Annotated in this window: 14 protein-coding genes and 1 tRNA gene; 6 read left to right on the top strand and 9 right to left on the bottom strand. The window is 39.5% G+C overall.

The window, feature by feature from the left end; translation table 11 throughout:
* Nucleotide 1: 1 nt before the first annotated feature.
* From AC2S94_RS06120 to AC2S94_RS06095, 6 genes are all read right to left on the bottom strand, one after another.
* A complete protein-coding gene (locus AC2S94_RS06120; RefSeq protein WP_484630626.1) occupies nt 2-2,041 on the bottom strand; it encodes a protein-disulfide reductase DsbD family protein in 2,040 nt (679 codons plus the stop codon).
* Nucleotides 2,042-2,652: 611 nt separating this feature from the next.
* Nucleotides 2,653-2,726 (bottom strand) — tRNA-Asp (locus AC2S94_RS06115).
* Between the two features lie 86 nt (nt 2,727-2,812).
* Complete coding sequence (locus tag AC2S94_RS06110) at nt 2,813-3,742, bottom strand: DUF58 domain-containing protein (RefSeq protein ID WP_484630625.1); 930 nt, start codon at nt 3,740-3,742, stop codon at nt 2,813-2,815.
* An 82-nt stretch (nt 3,743-3,824) separates the two neighbouring features.
* A complete protein-coding gene (trxA, locus tag AC2S94_RS06105) occupies nt 3,825-4,142 on the bottom strand; it encodes a thioredoxin (RefSeq protein WP_300433950.1) in 318 nt (105 codons plus the stop codon).
* A gap of 287 nt (nt 4,143-4,429) precedes the next feature.
* The gene (gene dnaE, locus AC2S94_RS06100) at nt 4,430-8,815 is read right to left on the bottom strand and encodes a DNA polymerase III subunit alpha (RefSeq protein ID WP_484630624.1); all 4,386 of its coding nucleotides are present in this window, start codon (nt 8,813-8,815) and stop codon (nt 4,430-4,432) included.
* A 237-nt stretch (nt 8,816-9,052) separates the two neighbouring features.
* Nucleotides 9,053-9,499 (bottom strand): ferritin-like domain-containing protein, encoded by a 447-nt coding sequence (locus AC2S94_RS06095; RefSeq protein WP_484630623.1) that lies wholly within the window; start codon nt 9,497-9,499, stop codon nt 9,053-9,055.
* Nucleotides 9,500-9,771: 272 nt separating this feature from the next.
* On the opposite strand from AC2S94_RS06095, the gene AC2S94_RS06090 reads away from it, so the two are divergent.
* Nucleotides 9,772-10,365 carry a 30S ribosomal protein S16 gene (locus tag AC2S94_RS06090; protein WP_484630622.1) on the top strand — a complete coding sequence of 198 codons (594 nt, stop codon included), beginning with the start codon at nt 9,772-9,774 and terminating at the stop codon, nt 10,363-10,365.
* A 14-nt stretch (nt 10,366-10,379) separates the two neighbouring features.
* Complete coding sequence (gene rimM / locus AC2S94_RS06085) at nt 10,380-10,907, top strand: ribosome maturation factor RimM (RefSeq protein ID WP_484630621.1); 528 nt, start codon at nt 10,380-10,382, stop codon at nt 10,905-10,907.
* On the opposite strand, the gene ald is transcribed toward rimM, so the two are convergent.
* From ald to AC2S94_RS06070, 3 genes are all read right to left on the bottom strand, one after another.
* Nucleotides 10,904-12,004 carry an alanine dehydrogenase gene (gene ald, locus AC2S94_RS06080; RefSeq protein WP_484630620.1) on the bottom strand — a complete coding sequence of 367 codons (1,101 nt, stop codon included), beginning with the start codon at nt 12,002-12,004 and terminating at the stop codon, nt 10,904-10,906. The two genes, rimM and ald, sit on opposite strands and share 4 nt — an antisense overlap.
* Before the next feature lie 102 nt (nt 12,005-12,106).
* Nucleotides 12,107-14,920: a leucine--tRNA ligase gene (gene leuS / locus AC2S94_RS06075; RefSeq protein ID WP_484630619.1), complete on the bottom strand. Its 2,814-nt coding sequence runs from the start codon at nt 14,918-14,920 to the stop codon at nt 12,107-12,109.
* A gap of 148 nt (nt 14,921-15,068) precedes the next feature.
* The gene (locus AC2S94_RS06070; RefSeq protein ID WP_484630618.1) at nt 15,069-16,001 is read right to left on the bottom strand and encodes a ketopantoate reductase family protein; all 933 of its coding nucleotides are present in this window, start codon (nt 15,999-16,001) and stop codon (nt 15,069-15,071) included.
* A 112-nt stretch (nt 16,002-16,113) separates the two neighbouring features.
* Between AC2S94_RS06070 and AC2S94_RS06065 the strand changes: the two genes are divergently transcribed.
* From AC2S94_RS06065 to truB, 4 genes are read left to right on the top strand one after another with little or no spacing between them, the layout of a single operon-like run.
* Nucleotides 16,114-16,992 carry a cell division protein FtsX gene (locus tag AC2S94_RS06065; protein WP_484630617.1) on the top strand — a complete coding sequence of 293 codons (879 nt, stop codon included), beginning with the start codon at nt 16,114-16,116 and terminating at the stop codon, nt 16,990-16,992.
* Nucleotides 16,993-16,995: 3 nt separating this feature from the next.
* The gene (locus AC2S94_RS06060; protein WP_484630616.1) at nt 16,996-17,259 is read left to right on the top strand and encodes a DUF3098 domain-containing protein; all 264 of its coding nucleotides are present in this window, start codon (nt 16,996-16,998) and stop codon (nt 17,257-17,259) included.
* A 5-nt stretch (nt 17,260-17,264) separates the two neighbouring features.
* The gene (locus AC2S94_RS06055) at nt 17,265-18,059 is read left to right on the top strand and encodes an undecaprenyl-diphosphate phosphatase (RefSeq protein WP_484630615.1); all 795 of its coding nucleotides are present in this window, start codon (nt 17,265-17,267) and stop codon (nt 18,057-18,059) included.
* A complete protein-coding gene (truB, locus tag AC2S94_RS06050) occupies nt 18,049-18,765 on the top strand; it encodes a tRNA pseudouridine(55) synthase TruB (protein WP_484630614.1) in 717 nt (238 codons plus the stop codon). The genes AC2S94_RS06055 and truB overlap by 11 nt, the downstream gene beginning before the upstream one ends.
* Nucleotides 18,766-18,779 lie beyond the last annotated feature (14 nt).

Below are 18,779 nucleotides of genomic sequence, written 5' to 3'. Positions count from 1 at the left end.
CCTACTGGAAAATACTTCCTGATCCTTCACCAAGGCTATTAGAGGATCCACTCTCTTCCTCAAATTTTTCAATTCCTTTTTTTAACCAGTTGTAGTAAATTTCTGCATCGGGTTCGTAAGCAGAAGGGGCGATCAACATTTCTTCATTATGATCTACTAATACATAATATGGTTGCGCATTGGCTTTGTAACGTGAGATTTGAAAGTCACTCCATTTATTTCCAATAGTCTCTATTTCTTTCCCCGTAGTTTCAGACACATATTGTTCGCTTTCAGGCAATTTTCTCTTGTCATCCACATATAGCGATATTAGAACTACATCTTTCATCAAAGTTTCCAAAACCTGTGGTTCACTCCAGACCCTTTCCTCCATTTTGCGACAATTAACACAGGCATGTCCCGTGAAATCAATCAGGATTGGGAGATCTTTACTTTTGGCATAAGCCAAACCTTCCTCATAATCATGAAAAGAAATTATGTCATGTGGACCATATTCAGCCCCTTCCGGAAGCCCTTCAAAATCTAAAATTATTCCGGCACTTGAACCGCCCAGACCATCTGGAGATTCACTGTATTGCATCGGCGGTGGAAAACCACTGATAATTTTTAATGGGGCACCCCACAATCCAGGAATCAGATATATGGTAAAGACCAATGCTATTAATCCGGTAATAAATCTTCCTATCGAAATATGCTCTTCTTTTGAATCGTGCGGCAGTCTGATCTTACCAAAAAGATATAGAGCCAGCATCCCGAAAATAGCGATCCAAATCGCCAAGAAAATCTCTCTTTCCAGGATATGAAGTTGTAAAACCAAATCGGCGTTAGAAAGAAATTTAAAAGCCAGGGCCAATTCTAAAAATCCAAGAGTAACTTTTACTGTATTAAGCCATCCACCAGATCTTGGCAAAGAATTCATCCAGCCCGGGAAAGCTGCGAATAAGGCGAACGGCAGGGCTATCGCCAGGGAGAATCCAAGCATACCTATAATCGGCGCTACTCCTCCTTTAGAAGCGGCTTCTACCAACAGAGTTCCAACAATCGGACCGGTACATGAAAATGAAACAATGGCTAAGGCAAGTGCCATAAAGAAAATACCAACCAATCCGCCTTTGTCGGCTTTCGAATCGATCTTTGTTCCCCAACTACTCGGTAAAACAATTTCAAAAGCGCCCATAAAAGAAATGGCAAATATTACTAATAGCACGAAGAATATAACATTAAACCATACATTGGTAGATAACGCATTCAAAGCATCTGCGCCAAAGATCACCGTGACCAGTGTTCCTAACAGAACGTAGATCACAACAATAGAAATTCCGTAGAAAATGGCGTTCCTTATTCCCGCAGCTCTTGATTTACTTTGTTTAGTAAAAAAACTAACCGTCATCGGGATCATCGGAAATACGCATGGAGTTAGCAAAGCGGCAAATCCTGAAAGAAAAGCTATGATAAAAATTCCCCAGAAAGAGCGCTTGTCTTTATTTTCAATTGTTTCAAACTGATCAATTTGATCTTCTGATGTTTCGGCCGCTATCGCTTCATTCTCATTCGCTATTTCATCTTCCGAAACGAGATCAGGATTGATTATAAAAGTCAACTTTTCTTGGGTTGGAGGTAAACATCTCGCATCGTCACACACCATAAATTCTACAGTGCCGTCTATAGCTCCAACTGGTTTATTGAGAGATACTTTCTGAACAAATTTCGCCTGATCTTCAAAATATTTAATCCGCATTTCGAATACGGGATCATCTATTTCCTTTCCCTCCTCCTCACTGGTTTCCCCAATCAACCGTATTTTTTCACCCTCTATTTTGTAATCGAATGAAGTTGGAATAGGACCATTTTCAGGAACATCCTGAGCATATAAATGCCAGCCTGACTCGATATAAGCTAAACTTACAAGCTCATATTCAGTCTCTGAAATTTTATTTACCTGGGTTTCCCATTGCACAGGATCGAGGATCTGAGCCTGAGTAAAAAAGCCGGTTATAAAAATTAATAAGAGTATGCTTTTCTTAAGGAGGTTATTTATCATGAATTAGAAATACTGATAGGTGATAAATTAATTTGAGATGCCCCAAATTTAATGAAATTAAACCATAATCCTTTTTATGTCTTCAGGGATTTACGATTAACCAAAACAGATGAATCAGCATTAAAATTTTCAGGAAATAATTAAAGTATGCAGTAGATCGAAACTATTATCTTCTGCGGAAGCGTTTATCAATTTTAAAATGAACTACGAGAAGATAAATGGTAATAAAAATCGCGAGAACCGCGAGAATTATTGAAGCGTAAAATAAAAAATTGACCATGACATCTGATACTTTAAAGGACAGACAAAGGCACCTTTTCAGATGAAAATGTATTCCAAATGTGAATTACAAAAATACGTGGCAAGAAAACAACCGATTGCAACTAAGGATTAAATTGTTACCTTTTTTGACAGAAAACCAGAAATTAAACAAAAACAAAAAAGCCTCTTCCCGTTCAAACGGAAAAAAGCTTTTCATTGGTTAACCAAATCCTCACAACATAGGATATCAACTGGTTAACTACACATCCCAGTCTCCTGGGACAAACAACACAACTAATCTTTAGTGCCAAAAAAAGCCCCCCATTAAGAGGAGCTTCTTTGCAATTTTGCGGTCTGGACGAGACTCGAACTCGCGACCCCCTGCGTGACAGGCAGGTATTCTAACCAACTGAACTACCAGACCGTTGCGTTATTGCGAGGGCAAATATACGCCCCTTTTTAGATTCACCAAACCTTTTTTTAAAATTTTTCAAAGTAAAATTTAACCCTCTATCCAAACTTTTGTTTTTCAAGTAAATAAGCTGTCATAATATTGTCAAAATTTTTATTGATGTCTGCCTCCACATACTTTATTCGATATTTTGCACACTGCATTTTAAGATCTGAAAGATATTCCTGAACAGCTTTTCGGTAATTTTCCCGAATATTATCTGAATAAAGATCTATCTCGGCACCAGTTTCAACATCGGTAAATCTACGAGGAGTATTTTCGAAACTGAAATCCAGTTCTCTTTTATGATCAATTACATGGAACAGGATAACTTCATGACGGTTATATTTCAGGTGTCTTAAGGCTTCAAAAAGTTTTTCCTCATCTGCATCTGCCTGGAACATATCAGTGAATAGAAAAATAAGGGACCGTCTTTTCAGTTTTTCAGCGATCTGATGGAGATATTTGTAGGTATCTGTACTATTGCGATTAGAAGAACCCGATAGTATCTCATTCATCTTATGCAGCAACATATGATGGTGTCGCTCGCTGGACTTCTCTGGAGCGTAAAATTCAAATTCATCACTGTAAATACTTACCCCCACTGCATCTCTTTGACGCTTTAAAATTTCCATTAAACATGCAGATGCCAGGACACTGAAACCAATTTTATTCAAGGAATTCAAGCTTTGTGCCTTTATTACCGGATAATGCATGGATGCGGAATTATCCAGAATAAGATGACATCTCAAATTGGTTTCTTCTTCGTAGCGCCGGGTATAAAGCTTATCGGTTTTAGCAAAAAGTTTCCAGTCTATATGCCGAGTGCTTTCACCGTTGTTGTAGATCTTATGCTCGGCAAATTCTGCAGAAAATCCATGAAACGGACTTTTATGAATTCCGGAAATATAACCTTCCACCACCTGTTTCGCCAGAAGGTCAAGGTTTAAAAATCCGCCGGTTTCGTGAAGTTCTTTTTCTATATCCATTAGAGTCCTGAAATTACCTATACTTTATGAATAAAAAAAGCCCCGCAAATTGCGAGGCTCGTATTTTTTCAATTTTCAGTTATTACAATAACTGGTCAATTGCATCAGCATAAGTTTGTTTTGGAGCTACTCCAACCTGACGTCCTACAACTTCACCATTTTGGAATACAAGTACAGTAGGAATATTTCTTACACCATATTTTGCAGCAAATTCCTGATTAGCATCAACGTCTAATTTTCCAACAACAGCTTTACCTTCATACTCAGTGCTAATTTCGTCGATGATTGGTCCAACCATTCTACAAGGTCCGCACCAAGCAGCCCAGAAATCTACCATTACAGGTTTATCACTTTTAAGTACCTGCTCTTCAAAATTTGCGTCAGTTATTTCAACAGCCATAATATATTGTTTTTTCTGTGTTTTTAATTTGATTCGTAAAAGTAGTCAATAAAATAATTATTCCTTACACCACCAATATTATATTTGACTATTAGCATATTGGCAGGTTTTATAAGGAATTTTTACATATCAATAATTTGTTTTGCAACCTAGCCTTCGACACTACACGGTAGCTTGCCTCAATCGCTGGCCAAGACCATCATCCATTATATAAACTCGTCATTTTATACTTATTTAAGTTTCTCAATTTGATAACCCTGGGACTACTTCAGGATGATTCAATTAAGTTAGTTCAATTTATACATGAATTGCTCTGCTTCCAGGGCTTCTATTAATTCCTGAGAGATCTTGATCTTTTGTTTTCTGCTGGGCATCCTTAATTTCACCTGTTCCTTCATCTCGTAGACCACAAAATTCAAATGACAATCACCTTTATGAGCTGTAAAAGTATCTTTAAGCCATTCGATCTTTTCATTTTTAAGATCATCGATATTCATCTGGATAGTTAGCTTTTTAGCATTCTTATCCATAATATCATGTAATAGATTGATATCTCTAAATTGTATTCTGGGTTCTCCTTTTTTACCGGTATCCTTATTGGTCCAGCCTTCTTTGACGAAGATCTTAAGATGTATGAAATTATTCGGAACAAAGAAATGCTTCATTTTCAGATATTCCTCCCCAAAAATCTTGAACTCGTATGATTCATCGTAATCCTCTACCGTGAATATCGCCCAGCCTTTACCATTTTTGGAAACACGATGCTGCACATCTACCACCACGCATCCCATAGTAAGTTCTCTGTTCACGATAGATTCCAGGTTTCTGCAATCTGATAATTTCCCGTTACAGAAATAATTCATCTCTATCTTGAAATCGTCCAATGGGTGACCTGAAATATAAATCCCTACAACTTCTTTCTCACGACGCAGCTTTTCCATGGTTCCCCATTCTTCACAACCGGGAACTTCCGGCTCGGGAATTTGCACATCACTGGCTTCCCCAAATAAACTAACCTGTGATGAATTTTGATTTTCCTGGAATTTTTGAGCGTATTTCACCACTTTTTCCAGGAAGCTCATTCCGCTGCCATCATCATGAAAATACTGCGCTCTATGCGTATTCCCGAAGCCATCAAATCCTCCAGCCAACGCGAGATTTTCAAATGCTTTTTTATTAGCAGCTCTCAAGTCGATTCTTTTGGCCATATCAAAAATTGACCTGTACGGACCTTCTTTAGTTTTCCTGTTTTCCACAATGGTTGCCACCGCACCGGCTCCAACGCCTTTGATCGCTCCCATTCCAAAACGAACCGCGTTATCCTTATTTACAGAAAACTTATAGTAAGATTCATTCACATCTGGCCCAAGTACTTTTAGCTTCATGCGCTTACATTCCTCCATAAAGAATGTAACCTGCTTGATATCGTTCATATTATTGGAAAGCACTGCAGCCATGTATTCCGCAGGATAATGTGCTTTTAAGTAAGCTGTTTGATAAGCGATCCACGCGTAACAGGTGGAGTGAGATTTATTAAAGGCATAGGAAGCAAAGGCCTCCCAGTCTTTCCATATCTTTTCCAGAATTTCTTCCGGATGACCTTTATCCTTCCCTCCTTCTATAAATTTAGGTTTTAGCTGAGCGAGTAAGGCTGCGATCTTTTTTCCCATCGCTTTACGAAGCATATCGGCTTCACCTTTACTAAATCCGGCAAGCTTTTGTGACAAGAGCATCACCTGCTCCTGATAAACCGTAATTCCGTAGGTTTCCTCCAGGTATTCTTCCATCTCCGGCAGGTCATAAGAGATCTCCTCGTCGCCATGCTTCCGAGCAATGAAACTAGGGATGTATTCCATCGGTCCCGGACGGTACAAAGCGTTCATGGCAATAAGGTCATCAAAAACGGTAGGTTTTAATGACTGCATATGCTTTTGCATCCCCGGAGATTCATATTGAAAAATCCCAATGGTTTCTCCTCGCTGGAAAAGTTTATAAGTTTCCTCATCATCCAACGGAAAACTATCTGGATCCAGGTCTATATCATGTCTACCTTTTACGATCTTAACCGTATCCTTGATTAAGGTAAGTGTTTTCAGACCCAGGAAATCCATTTTAAGAAGTCCCGCACTTTCCACCACCGAGTTATCAAACTGTGTTACGTATAGATCTGAATCTTTAGCCACCGAAACCGGAACATAATTAGTAATATCTCCCGGAGTAATTATCACTCCACAGGCATGGATACCCGTATTTCTAACTGAACCTTCCAGGACTCTTGCCTGATTTACGGTTTCAGCCTCCAGGTCATCTCCTTCAGAAATATTAAAAAGTTCATTGATCTTCTCTACTTCATCACCACGGAATTTAGACTTGATTGTCTTATCATCCATGGCAAATAACTTCCCCAGCTTGGTATTCGGAATAAGTTTTGCGATCCTGTCAGCCTCCATAAGCGGAAGATCCAATACCCTCGCGGTATCACGAATAGAAGACTTTGCAGCCATGGTCCCGTATGTGATGATTTGGGCTACCTGATTGGCTCCATATTTCTTGATCACATAATCCATCACTCGGCTTCGACCTTCATCATCAAAGTCAATATCAATATCGGGCATACTTACACGATCCGGATTCAGGAAACGCTCAAAAAGCAGATCGTACTTGATAGGGTCAATATTGGTAATTCCAAGGCAATATGCCACGGCAGAACCTGCAGCCGATCCCCGACCCGGTCCAACCGAAACTCCCATTTCCCTGGCAGCTCGAATAAAGTCTTCCACAATCAGGAAGTAACCGGGATAACCTGTGTTTTCAATTACCGATAATTCGAAATTCAGTCTTTCGGCGATATCATCAGTAATCTCTCCATATCTGTCTTTCGCACCTTCAAACGTGATATGTTTTAAAAAGGCATTCTCCCCTCTTTTTCCTCCGTCTACCAGGTCCTCTTCGCTTTGAAATTCTTCCGGAATTTCAAAGGCAGGAAGTAAGACGTCTCTGGCCAATTCAAAAGGTTCGATCTTATCTACGATCTTCTGAATGTTACTAATCGCTTCCGGGAGATCCTTGAAGAGCTTCTTCATTTCATTGCCAGACTTAAAATAATACTCCTCGTTTGGCAATCCATATCTATATCCTCTGCCACGACCAATTGGCGTAGCCTGCTTTTCACCATCTTTTACACAAAGCAAAATATCATGTGCATTAGCATCTTCCTGTTTCCAATAATAGGTATTATTGGTGGCAATTAGTTTAATATCATGTTTTTTGGAAAACTCAACCAATACAGGGTTCACCCTATTCTCATCTTCCTGGTTATGACGCATGAGTTCTATATAAAGATCCTCACCAAATTCCTCTTTCCACCAGAGCAACGCTTCTTCCGCCTGCTTCTCTCCAACGTTCAGGATCTTACTTGGCACTTCCCCATAAAGGTTACCAGTGAGCACGATCACATCCTCTTTATATTGTTTAATGACTTCCTTATCTATACGTGGCACATAATAGAATCCATCTGTATATGCTTTGGAAGACATTTTTGCCAGGTTATGATAGCCCTTCTTGTTTTTAGCCAGCATCACGATCTGATAACCATTATCTTTTCTGCTTTTATCGGTATGATTCTCGCAAACGAAAAATTCACAACCAACAATTGCCTTAAGTGGTTTTTTTAATGCTTCACCATTTTCCTGAGCAGTTTCATTATGCTCTTTTACACTCTTATTATAAGTCCCAACTTCCTTTACGAAATGAAAAGCTCCCATCATATTGGCGTGATCTGTCAGAGCAACCGCGTTCATATCTTCTTCGGCCGCAGCGGCAACAAGATCTGGGATACTTATAGTGGACTGTAAAACTGAAAATTGCGAGTGATTGTGAAGATGCGCAAACGGAACCTCATCCAGTTTTTCCAGGTTTTCCTGGATCTCCTCGTGGGAAATATCATCTGAAGGCTGCTGTTTTTCCAGTCTTTTCCTGATCTGGTCTGAAGCCTTTTTAAGATTGATATGCTTCAACCCAATCAGTTCTATTCTATTTGGATTCTCTTCTGAAAATCTTTCGAAATAATCTGAAGGAACATCCAGTTCTTCTACGGTGTAGATTCTTTGACGAACAAGTTCCAGGAAGCAACGCGTGGTAGCCTCTACATCGGCCGTGGCATTATGTGCTTCTGCAAATGCTTCATCAAAAAGAAATTCATGAAGTTCAGTAAGGGTGGGTAGTTTGAATTTTCCTCCTCTACCACCCGGAATTTTACAAAGTTCCGCGGTAGTTTCAGTACAGGTATCCAGAACCGGCAATTCCTGAAGAGAATTCTCAAAATTTCTTCTGATAAATTCAGCACCCATGATATTAAGGTCAAACCCAACATTCTGACCAACTACAAACTTTGATCTTTGCAAAGCGGCATTGAATTTTTCCAACACCTCGTCTAAGGGAATTCCCTGCTCTTTTGCTAGATCAGTGGAGATTCCGTGAATACGTTCAGAATCATAAGGAATATCAAAACCTTCCGGCTGGACCAGGTAATCCTGATTTTCAATTAGATTCCCCATTTCATCATGCAACTGCCAGGCGATCTGAATACATCGCGGCCAGTTGTCTGAATCTGTTAATGGGGCATCCCAACGCTTGGGAAGTCCGGTTGTTTCGGTATCAAAAATGAGGTACATTCCTTGTAATTTTTAGCTTATTCAGAAGAAAATGAGACGATTCAAAAAACAGAATCATCCGGGCTAAAATAAGGAACTTTAAGGCTGAATTAAAACTTAGTTTTCAGGAATTATTAACCACAAAAAAAGCCTCACAAAAATCTGAAAATTCAGAAATTTTGTGAGGCCTGATACGAACACTAAAAACTACTACTACTTCAATCAAACATGGTTCGCATCATTGTATCTATCTAATATCTACGCCTGATCTTCCAGGGTTTTCACTTCATTTAATGAAGCTATGATCGCATTTTTCTGCTTAAGAAGAATATTTCCTGTAGATGCTGGGATTTCAGACTCTTTTAATATATCTTCATATTCCTCTACCGCAGCTTTTTCTCCACGAATTGCTTCTTCAAGTACAGCCTCATCTTTATCATTTGATAAACTTGCTTTTAGATTCATCCATGATCTGTGCGCATCTCCTGCAAGACTTGTTCCTTTATCAGGATTCTCCCCAAAGTTGCGGATCTCAGATTTCAATTCATGTCCAAAATCATATCTTTCCTCTGCACGTTGCGAGAAAAATGTTTTTAGACGTTGATTATTTACTTTTTCTGCTGCTAATTTGTAACCTTTTTCAGCATCATAATTCTTTTCCAGTAACTCATTTAGTTTTTTGGAAATCTCATTTGAATAACTCATAGCTTTATTTTTTTCAATTTTTCTTTGAGTAAAGATAAGTTCAGAATATCGTCTCAACAACCTATTTAACAGGGTTTAGCACTAATTAACCTCATTTAACAGCTCCCTGACTTTTTAACCAAAATTATTGCCAAATGATACTTTTCAAAATAAATCAGCGCTTCAATTCGTGCTATAGAAATTAATATTGGAAAGACTTGAAAATTAGAAAAATGTAGTATCTTTGCACACTTATTAATAATCGGGGTCGAGTACCCCAAAATTTAATTTTTATGCCAGTAAAAATAAGATTACAAAGACACGGTAAAAAAGGAAAACCTTTTTTCTGGATTGTTGCTGCGGACACCCGCGCAAAAAGAGACGGTAAATTTTTGGATAAATTGGGAATCTATAACCCTAATACAAATCCAGCTACAATCGAACTTGATGTAGACGGAGCTGTAAAATGGTTACAAAATGGTGCTCAACCAACCGATACCGCACGTGCTATCCTTTCTTACAAAGGAGCTCTTCTTAAAAAACACCTTGCTGTAGGAGTTAAAAAAGGAGCTTTGACTGAAGAGCAGGCTGAAGAGAAATTCAAAGCTTGGTTAGAAGAGAAGGAAGGAAAAGTTGATGCTAAAAAAGACTCTTTAGAGAAAGCTAAAGAAGCTGAAAAAGCAAAAGCTCTGGAAGCTGAAAAAGAAGCGAACGCTAAGCGTGAAGCTGAAGCTAAAGAAGCTGAAGAGGCAGAAGCAAAAGCTGCAGCCGAGGCTGAAGCTGCAACTGCAGAAGCTACAGATGAAGCTACCGTAGATGCTGCTGAAGAAGAAGTTGGCGCTGCAACTGCAGAAGAAGCTAAAACTGAAGAGAAAAAAGACGCTTAAAACAGCCACCTGCGATGACTAAGGAAGAATGCTTCTATCTTGGAAAAATCGTTGGGAAATTTAGCTTTAAGGGTGAGGTACTAATAAAATTAGATACCGATGAACCTGAAACTTACACAAAAATGGAATCAGTTCTCGTTGAATACAACGAAAATCTGGTTCCATTTTTTATTGAAAGGTCTTATCTGCACAAAAGCACGCTTCTACGTGCTAAATTTGAAGATATAGATACTGAAGAAGATGCAGAAGATATGGTTGGCGCTGATATCTACCTTCCGCTATCCATGCTTCCCGAACTACCGGAAGATAAATTTTACTTCCATGAGATCATTGGCTTCGATGTAATAGATACCGAACATGGAAATATCGGCAAGATTATATCTATAAATGATTCTACCGCCCAGGCTCTTTTCGAAATTGAGAACGACGGAAAACAGATCCTCATTCCCATGAACGATGAATTCATCGAAAAGGTTGATAAGAAAAATAAGGAGATCAGGGTGGTCACTCCTGAAGGCCTTATTGATCTTTACCTGAACTAAGCAAAAGATTTATTCCAGTCAAAAGCCTCCAAAATAGGCTCGAAGGTAACTTTCCCTCCTACAATATTTACACCTTTGGCCAGTGCGTCATCATCCTGACATGCCTGCTCCCAACCTTTTTCAGCTAATTGCAATACATAAGGCAAAGTAACATTGGTGAGTGCAATTGTAGAAGTATGCGGCACAGCTCCTGGCATATTCGCTACACAATAATGTACTACATCGTCAATTATATAAGCCGGCTCCTCGTGAGTAGTAGGCCTCGTGGTTTCCACACAACCTCCCTGGTCCACGGCCACATCCACGATCACGGTTCCAGGTTGCATTTGCTTAAGCATATCACTGGTAATAAGTTTCGGAGCCTTGGCACCAGTAATCAAAATTCCGCCAATGATTAGATCACTGGTCTTGATATGCTTCCTGATATTATATTCATTGGAAAATTCCGTAACCACGTGACTAGGCATAATATCATTTACATACCTCAACCTGTTCATATTCACATCAAGTACAGTCACTTGTGCACCTAGACCCGCAGCCATTTTTGCCGCCTGGATCCCTACAGTTCCTGCTCCAAGTATCAAAACTTTCCCTGGAGGAACTCCAGGAACACCGCCAAGCAATAACCCCTTACCTTTCACAGGTTTCTCGAGATATTTAGCTCCTTGCTGAATTGCCATTCTACCGGCAACTTCAGACATTGGCGTTAATAATGGCAAGGTACCATCTGAAAGCTCTACCGTTTCATATGCGATACAAATAGATTTGCTTTTCATCATAGCCTCGGTTAAGCCCTGATTTGAAGCAAAATGGAAATAGGTAAAAATGATCTGCCCTTCCCTGATCAATTCATATTCAGGCTCAATAGGCTCCTTTACCTTTACGATCATATCACTTTTTGCATATATACGATCGATTGTAGGTAATACTGTAGCGCCGGCCGCATGATAGTCTTCATCATCAAATCCGCTGCTATCACCCGCAGTAGATTGAATTAAGACTTTATGGCCAAGCTTGGTAAGTTCAAGTACCCCGGCAGGCGTCATTCCTACCCGACTTTCATTGTTTTTGATTTCTTTTGGAATCCCGATTATCATAATAGAAGATTTAGATTCCGAAAAATAATAAAGAAAATAAAAATAGGGGTGTTAAAAGTAAAAAATAACTTTCAACACCCTTAATAGATATTTTTTAGGGGGTTAAACTACGATATTCACAATTTTACCCGGAACAACTATTATTTTTTTAGGGGCTGATCCATCAAGTTGATTTTTCGTCCTATCGTCTTCCAAAACATTTTTCTCAATTTCGTCTTTGGACATATCTAATGGAAGTTCCATGGTGAACCTCATTTTTCCATTAAAAGAAACCGGATAGTTCTTTTTACTTTCTACCAGATATTTTTCCTCGAATTCAGGATATTTGGCGGTAGTAACAGATTCTGAATTCCCTAGCTTCTGCCAAAGTTCTTCCGCGATGTGCGGAGCATACGGTGCAATAAGAACAGCAAGTAGCTCAAGAACCTCTCTGCTATTGCACTTCTGAGCAGTAAGTTCGTTAACACAGATCATAAATGTTGAAACTGAAGTATTAAAGCTGAATTCCTCAATATCCTCAGTCACCTTTTTAATGGTTTTATGAAGTGTTTTTAAGGAATCTGCAGAAGCCTTATCATCTGAAACCGAGAACTCCTCGCCATTATGATAAAGTTTCCAAAGCTTTTTCAAGAAATTATGCACTCCGGTAATCCCTGCGGTATTCCAGGGTTTCGCCTGGTCGAGCGGACCAAGGAACATTTCATACATTCTCAAGGTATCAGCGCCATAATCCTTACAGATCTCATCCGGGTTTACCACATTGTACTTAGACTTGGACATTTTTTCCACTTCCCTTCCAACGATATACTTTCCATCTTCCGTAAGGAATTTAGCATCAGCAAATTCAGGACGCCACTTTTTAAAACTTTCAATATCAAGTTCGTCAGAAGCGTTTACCAAAGAAACATCTGCATGAATTGGCTGGACATTATTACCTTTAATTTGGTTTTTAGAAACGAACACATTTTCACCTTCCAGCCTGTAAACAAAAGCACTGGTTCCAAGGATCATTCCCTGGTTGATCAGTTTTTTAAATGGTTCTTCTACAGTCAGCCAACCTCGGTCATGCAAAAATTTAGTCCAGAATCTTGAATATAATAAGTGACCGGTAGCATGTTCGCTTCCGCCGATATACAGGTCTACGTTTTCCCAATATTTTTGAGCATCTTCGGAAACAAAACGATCAGGATTCCCGGCATCCATATATCTGAAAAGATACCAGCTGCTTCCTGCCCATCCCGGCATGGTATTCAATTCTAAAGGAAAAACAGATTCGTCATCTATTTCAGAATTTGATACCACCTTATTATTTTTCGTATCCCAGGCCCAATCGGTAGCATTTCCTAATGGCGGCTCACCGGTTTCGGTTGGGAGATATTTTTCAACTTCAGGCAATCTTAAAGGAAGGTGCTCTAAGCCGATCATTTTCGGCAGACCATTTACATAATAAACCGGGAATGGTTCTCCCCAATATCTTTGTCGGCTGAAAACCGCGTCCCTAAGCCTGTAATTTGTTTTACCATAGCCCTGACCTGTTTTTTCAAGTTCAAGGATCACTTTATTTAAAGCTTCTTTATATTCCAACCCGCTAAGGAAATCTGAATTCGCGATCACCGTTCCTTCCTTACCAGAATGAGCTTCCTGAGAAACATCTACATTTTCGAAAATGTTTGGTATAAGGAGATCAAAGTGTCTGGCAAAATCATGGTCACGCTGATCACCACAAGGAACGGCCATGACTGCGCCGGTTCCATAACCTGCAAGTACATAATCCCCGATCCAGATCGGTACCGGTTCTTTAGTGAAAGGGTGTTCGGCATAAGCACCGGTAAATGCACCAGAAATTGTTTTTACATCAGCCATACGCTCACGCTCACTTCTTTTAGCCGTAGCATCGATATACTCCTGAACTTCCTCTTTTCTATCCTCTGTGGTAATCTTTTCTACAAGATCATGCTCGGGAGCAAGCGTCATAAAAGAAACTCCGAAAATGGTATCTGGACGTGTGGTGAAAACTTCAAATTTGTGATCTGAATTCATCACCTTGAATGCTACCTGGGCACCTACAGATTTACCGATCCAGTTTCGCTGACTCTCCTTTAAACTTTCGGTCCAGTCAATTTTATTAAGATCCTGAAGCAATCTTTCCGCAAAAGCAGAAATTCGCATGCTCCACTGGGTCATTTTCTTTCTTACGACAGGATATCCGCCTCGCTCAGAAACTCCATTCACGATCTCATCGTTCGCCAGAACGGTTCCCAATTGCGGACACCAGTTCACTTCAGCTTCTGCCAAATAAGTAAGTCGGTATTTTAGTAGAATTTCCTCTTTTTCATCCTGAGAATAAGCATTCCAGTTATCTGAAGTAAATTCTTCAACATGATCATCGCAAGCAGCATTTACTCTTGAGTTACCTTCAGCTGCAAATATCTCTTCCAATTCAGAAATCGGACGTGATTTTTCAGCTTCCTGATCATACCAGCTTTCAAAAAGCTGAATAAAGATCCATTGCGTCCATTTGTAATAATCCGGTTCGCTCGTTCTTACTTCCCGACTCCAGTCGAAAGAAAATCCGATCTTATCTAATTGCTCACGATAGCGAGCTATATTATTTTGAGTGGTTACCGCAGGATGTTGACCGGTTTGAATAGCATATTGCTCTGCCGGAAGACCAAAACTATCATATCCCTGCGGATGCAGCACATTAAAACCTTTATGCCTTTTGAAGCGAGCATAGATATCACTGGCGATATAACCTAGCGGGTGACCCACATGCAGTCCAGCTCCCGATGGATAAGGGAACATATCTAAAACATAATATTTCGGTTTATCAGAATTGTTGCTGGCTTTAAAAGTCTGGTTTTCGGCCCAGTATTTCTGCCATTTCTCTTCGATCTTATTAAAGTGGTAACTCATCTTCTGTCTTTCTTGTCTTATTCTTGGCGTCACTCTGAATCTGGCTCAGAGTCTAAAATTGAGAAGCTGAAACGAGTTCAGCTTGACGATAAATTTCTGAATTGCAAAAATACAATTTTAAAGGACTTATGCGGAATGATTGGAAACCTTATTCCTTGGTTTTTCGTGCAGCTTCTTCCATAGGTTTCAGGCACTCATAGATATAGCGATTCACCGGAGTTTCTATTCCAAGCCTCTCTCCCTCTTTCACAATAAAACCGTTGAAATCTTCCAGTTCTGAAGGTTTGCCGTTCATGATATCGCGTTGCGTAGAAGCGGTGGTGCCTTCCGGCTGTGAATTAATGATCTCAAAAACCATTTCCAGGTGTTTTTCAGTCAAAGGGACTCCTCTTGCTTTTCCAACTTTAATGATTTCCTTCGCCGTATTCCTCATCATTTGATAAAGATATTTGCTATCCCTTATCTTATCTATTGGAACTCTCGTGAGTCCGGCGATTCCACTTACAGTAGATATGAACAGGAATTTTTTCCATATCTCCAGTTGAATATTTTCTGGAACATCGTTCTCAATTCCGGCTTCATCCAAAATATCATGAATTTTCATCACCCGATCTGACTGTGTACTATCTGCTTCTCCAAAAACGATCTTAGGTTCGTAAGCTGCGTGTTTGATCTTTCCTGGTTCTTCCACAAAACTTACAATAAAGCAAAGTCCGGCGAGGACATTTTTCTTCGGAAGAAATTGAATTAGTTTTTCATAATTATCGGCTCCATTCTGAAGTGGCAATATCACTGTATCTTCTTTCAAAATTGACTTTAATTCTGATGCTACCAGTGGGATCTGCCAGGATTTAATTCCGAGGATGATCAGGTCTGGTATTGGCACTTCAGAAACATCTGCAGTAGCCAATTTCGGTTTTACTTTAAAATCACCTTTAATACTTTCTACCTTTAGACCATGTTTCTGGATCTGTTTGAGATGCTCTCCCCTGGCAATCATACTAACATTTAAACCAGCATTTGCAAGTCTTCCGCCAAAGTAACCGCCCACGCCACCAATTCCGTATACCAGTATTTCCATATCTTCGTTTTTATCAAATTTAACCTTATAAGAATAAATCAGAAAGTTTCAGCGTTTTAAAGATTGAGAAAGCTGAACTTTCTTATTTTTACAAAAAATCTGAAGTAACTCTATGACCACATCTTTTGAAAGGTATCAGAAACGCCGCCTCATATCTTCCTATTTTTCAGTAGTTATCAGTATTTCTTTGGTATTGTTTCTTTTAGGAATGCTGGGCTTGTTGGTATTGAACACTAAAAAAGTCGCCGATCATTTTAAAGAGCAGATCGCTCTTACGGTCTATCTAAAAGATAATGCAAAAGAAGTGGAGATCGAACAATTGAAAAAAAGCCTAGCCATGGCAGACTATACCAAGTCTACCACGTATGTTTCTAAGGAAGAAGCGGCCGAAGCTCATAGTGAAGAGATCGGCGAGGACTTTATGGAATTCCTGGGATATAATCCACTTCAGAATTCTATAGATGTATATATGAATGCTGATTTTGTATCTTCAGAACAGGTAGACCAGATCGCTGCAGATCTAACTTCAAAGAATTTTGTAGACGAGGTCGTGTATGATAAACCTTTGATCGCACTTTTAAACGATAATGTGAAAAAGATCAGTTTCTGGGTTCTTATCGCCAGCGCTGTCTTTACTTTTATCGCCGTGTTATTGATCAATAGCAGTATAAGGTTGGCGGTTTATTCAAAAAGATTTATCATTAAAACCATGCAGATGGTTGGTGCTACCAAAGGCTTTATTAGAAGGCCATTTATTTGGCAAAGCGTAAAGCTTGGTCTTATAGGGGCCATATTAGCCTTAATTGGAATGGCTGCGGTTTTATATTACCTGAACAACAGTTTTACAGAGCTGAACCTTCTGGGTGACGTTAAAATGCTTGTGATTTTATTCTCCGGGATTTTCCTGATGGGAATTGTAATTACATGGATAAGTACGTATTTTGCGACTTCCCGCTTTCTTAATCTGAAAACAGACGAACTTTATTATTAGAAGATGAAAAAGGATAAAGAAATACATAACGGAGGTAGTTTTAATACCGGATTCGTTTTCGGAAAGAAGAACTACACTTTCATGTTCATAGGAATCGCCGTGATCGCGCTGGGTTTTATTTTAATGTCTGGAGGCGGTAGCGAAGATCCGAATGAATTTAATGATGCTATCTATAATTTTCAAAGAATTCGACTTGCACCGGCTTTGGTGCTAATTGGTTTTGCCATCGAGGTTTACGCCATTTTGTTGAATCCGAATAAAAAATAAAAAGCTTGGACGTATTAGACGCCGTGATCCTTGGGATCATCCAGGGACTAACCGAATTTTTACCCGTTTCTTCCAGTGGACATTTAGAATTAGGAAAAGCTATTTTAGGCGATACAAGTGTACCTGAAGAATCCTTGTTGTTCACCGTGGTCCTTCACTTTGCGACCGCCCTAAGCACTCTTGTTGTTTTCAGAAAAGATGTATTTGAGATCATTGGTGGTTTATTAAGTTTTAAATGGAACGAGGAAACGAAATTCAGTTTAAAGATCATAATCTCCATGATACCGGCCGTGCTGGTAGGATTGTTATTTGAAGAACAACTAGAGGCCTTATTCGGCGGAAATATTCTATTTGTTGGGTTTATGCTATTGATCACTGCTCTTTTATTATGGCTGGCCGATAAAGCCAAGAATACAGGAAAAAGTGTTAGCTATAGCAATGCATTTGTGATAGGTATTTCACAGGCTATTGCCATGTTACCAGGTATTTCTCGAAGTGGAGCTACTATCTCAACTTCTGTATTGTTGGGGAATGACAAAACAAAGGCAGCCAGATTCTCCTTTTTAATGGTTGTGCCCCTGATCTTCGGAAAGATCGCCAAAGATCTATTAAGCGGTGAATTAATGGAAAGTTCAGCCGATTTTTCTATCCTGGCGATAGGATTTGTCGCTGCATTTATCGCCGGACTCGTTGCCTGCACATGGATGATCGCACTGGTAAAGAAAAGTAAACTTTCATGGTTTGCCGTGTATTGTTTTGTGGTGGGACTTGCGGCCATTATTTTTGCATATGCACAATAAGGAAATTACTCCCGAAGAATTTAAAGCCGGACAAGTACTTCTCTTTGACAAGCCGCTGAACTGGACGTCATTTCAGCTGGTGAACAAAGTGAGATGGCTTATCAGAAAGAGCTGTAATATCAAAAAAATAAAAGTTGGTCATGCCGGAACTCTGGATCCGCTGGCAACAGGACTTTTGATCATCTGCACAGGAAAATTTACTAAAACGATCCCTCAACTTCAGGGTCAGATAAAGGAATATACCGGAACGATCACCATAGGAGCTACAACTCCATCTTTTGATCTGGAAACCGAAATTGACGAAAAATTCCCCACAGATCATATTACTGAAGAACAGCTTCAGGAAACCTCTAAAAAATTCATCGGTGAAATTGAGCAAACACCGCCAGTTTTCTCAGCTTTAAAAAAAGATGGGAAAAGACTTTATGAATATGCTCGCGAAGGCAAGGAAGTTGAAGTAAAGAAAAGAAAGGTGGAAATTTCTGAATTTGAGATCGATTCAAAAGATTTTCCTCTTGTTCATTTCAGAGCAGTTTGCAGCAAGGGAACTTACATTAGGAGCCTGGCACACGAATTCGGACAGGCTTTGAATAGTGGTGCTCATCTTTCGGAACTCAGAAGAACCAAAATTGGAGATCATTCTGTAGAAAAAGCCATGGATCTCGAGTATTTTGAAAATTTGCTACCTTCACGAGAGAATAATTAAGTCTACTGACTGTT

It is taken from the genome of Christiangramia pacifica (assembly GCF_057221535.1).
Note: the sequence above shows the minus strand (reverse complement) of the source record. Positions and strands in the feature narration are given on the sequence as shown.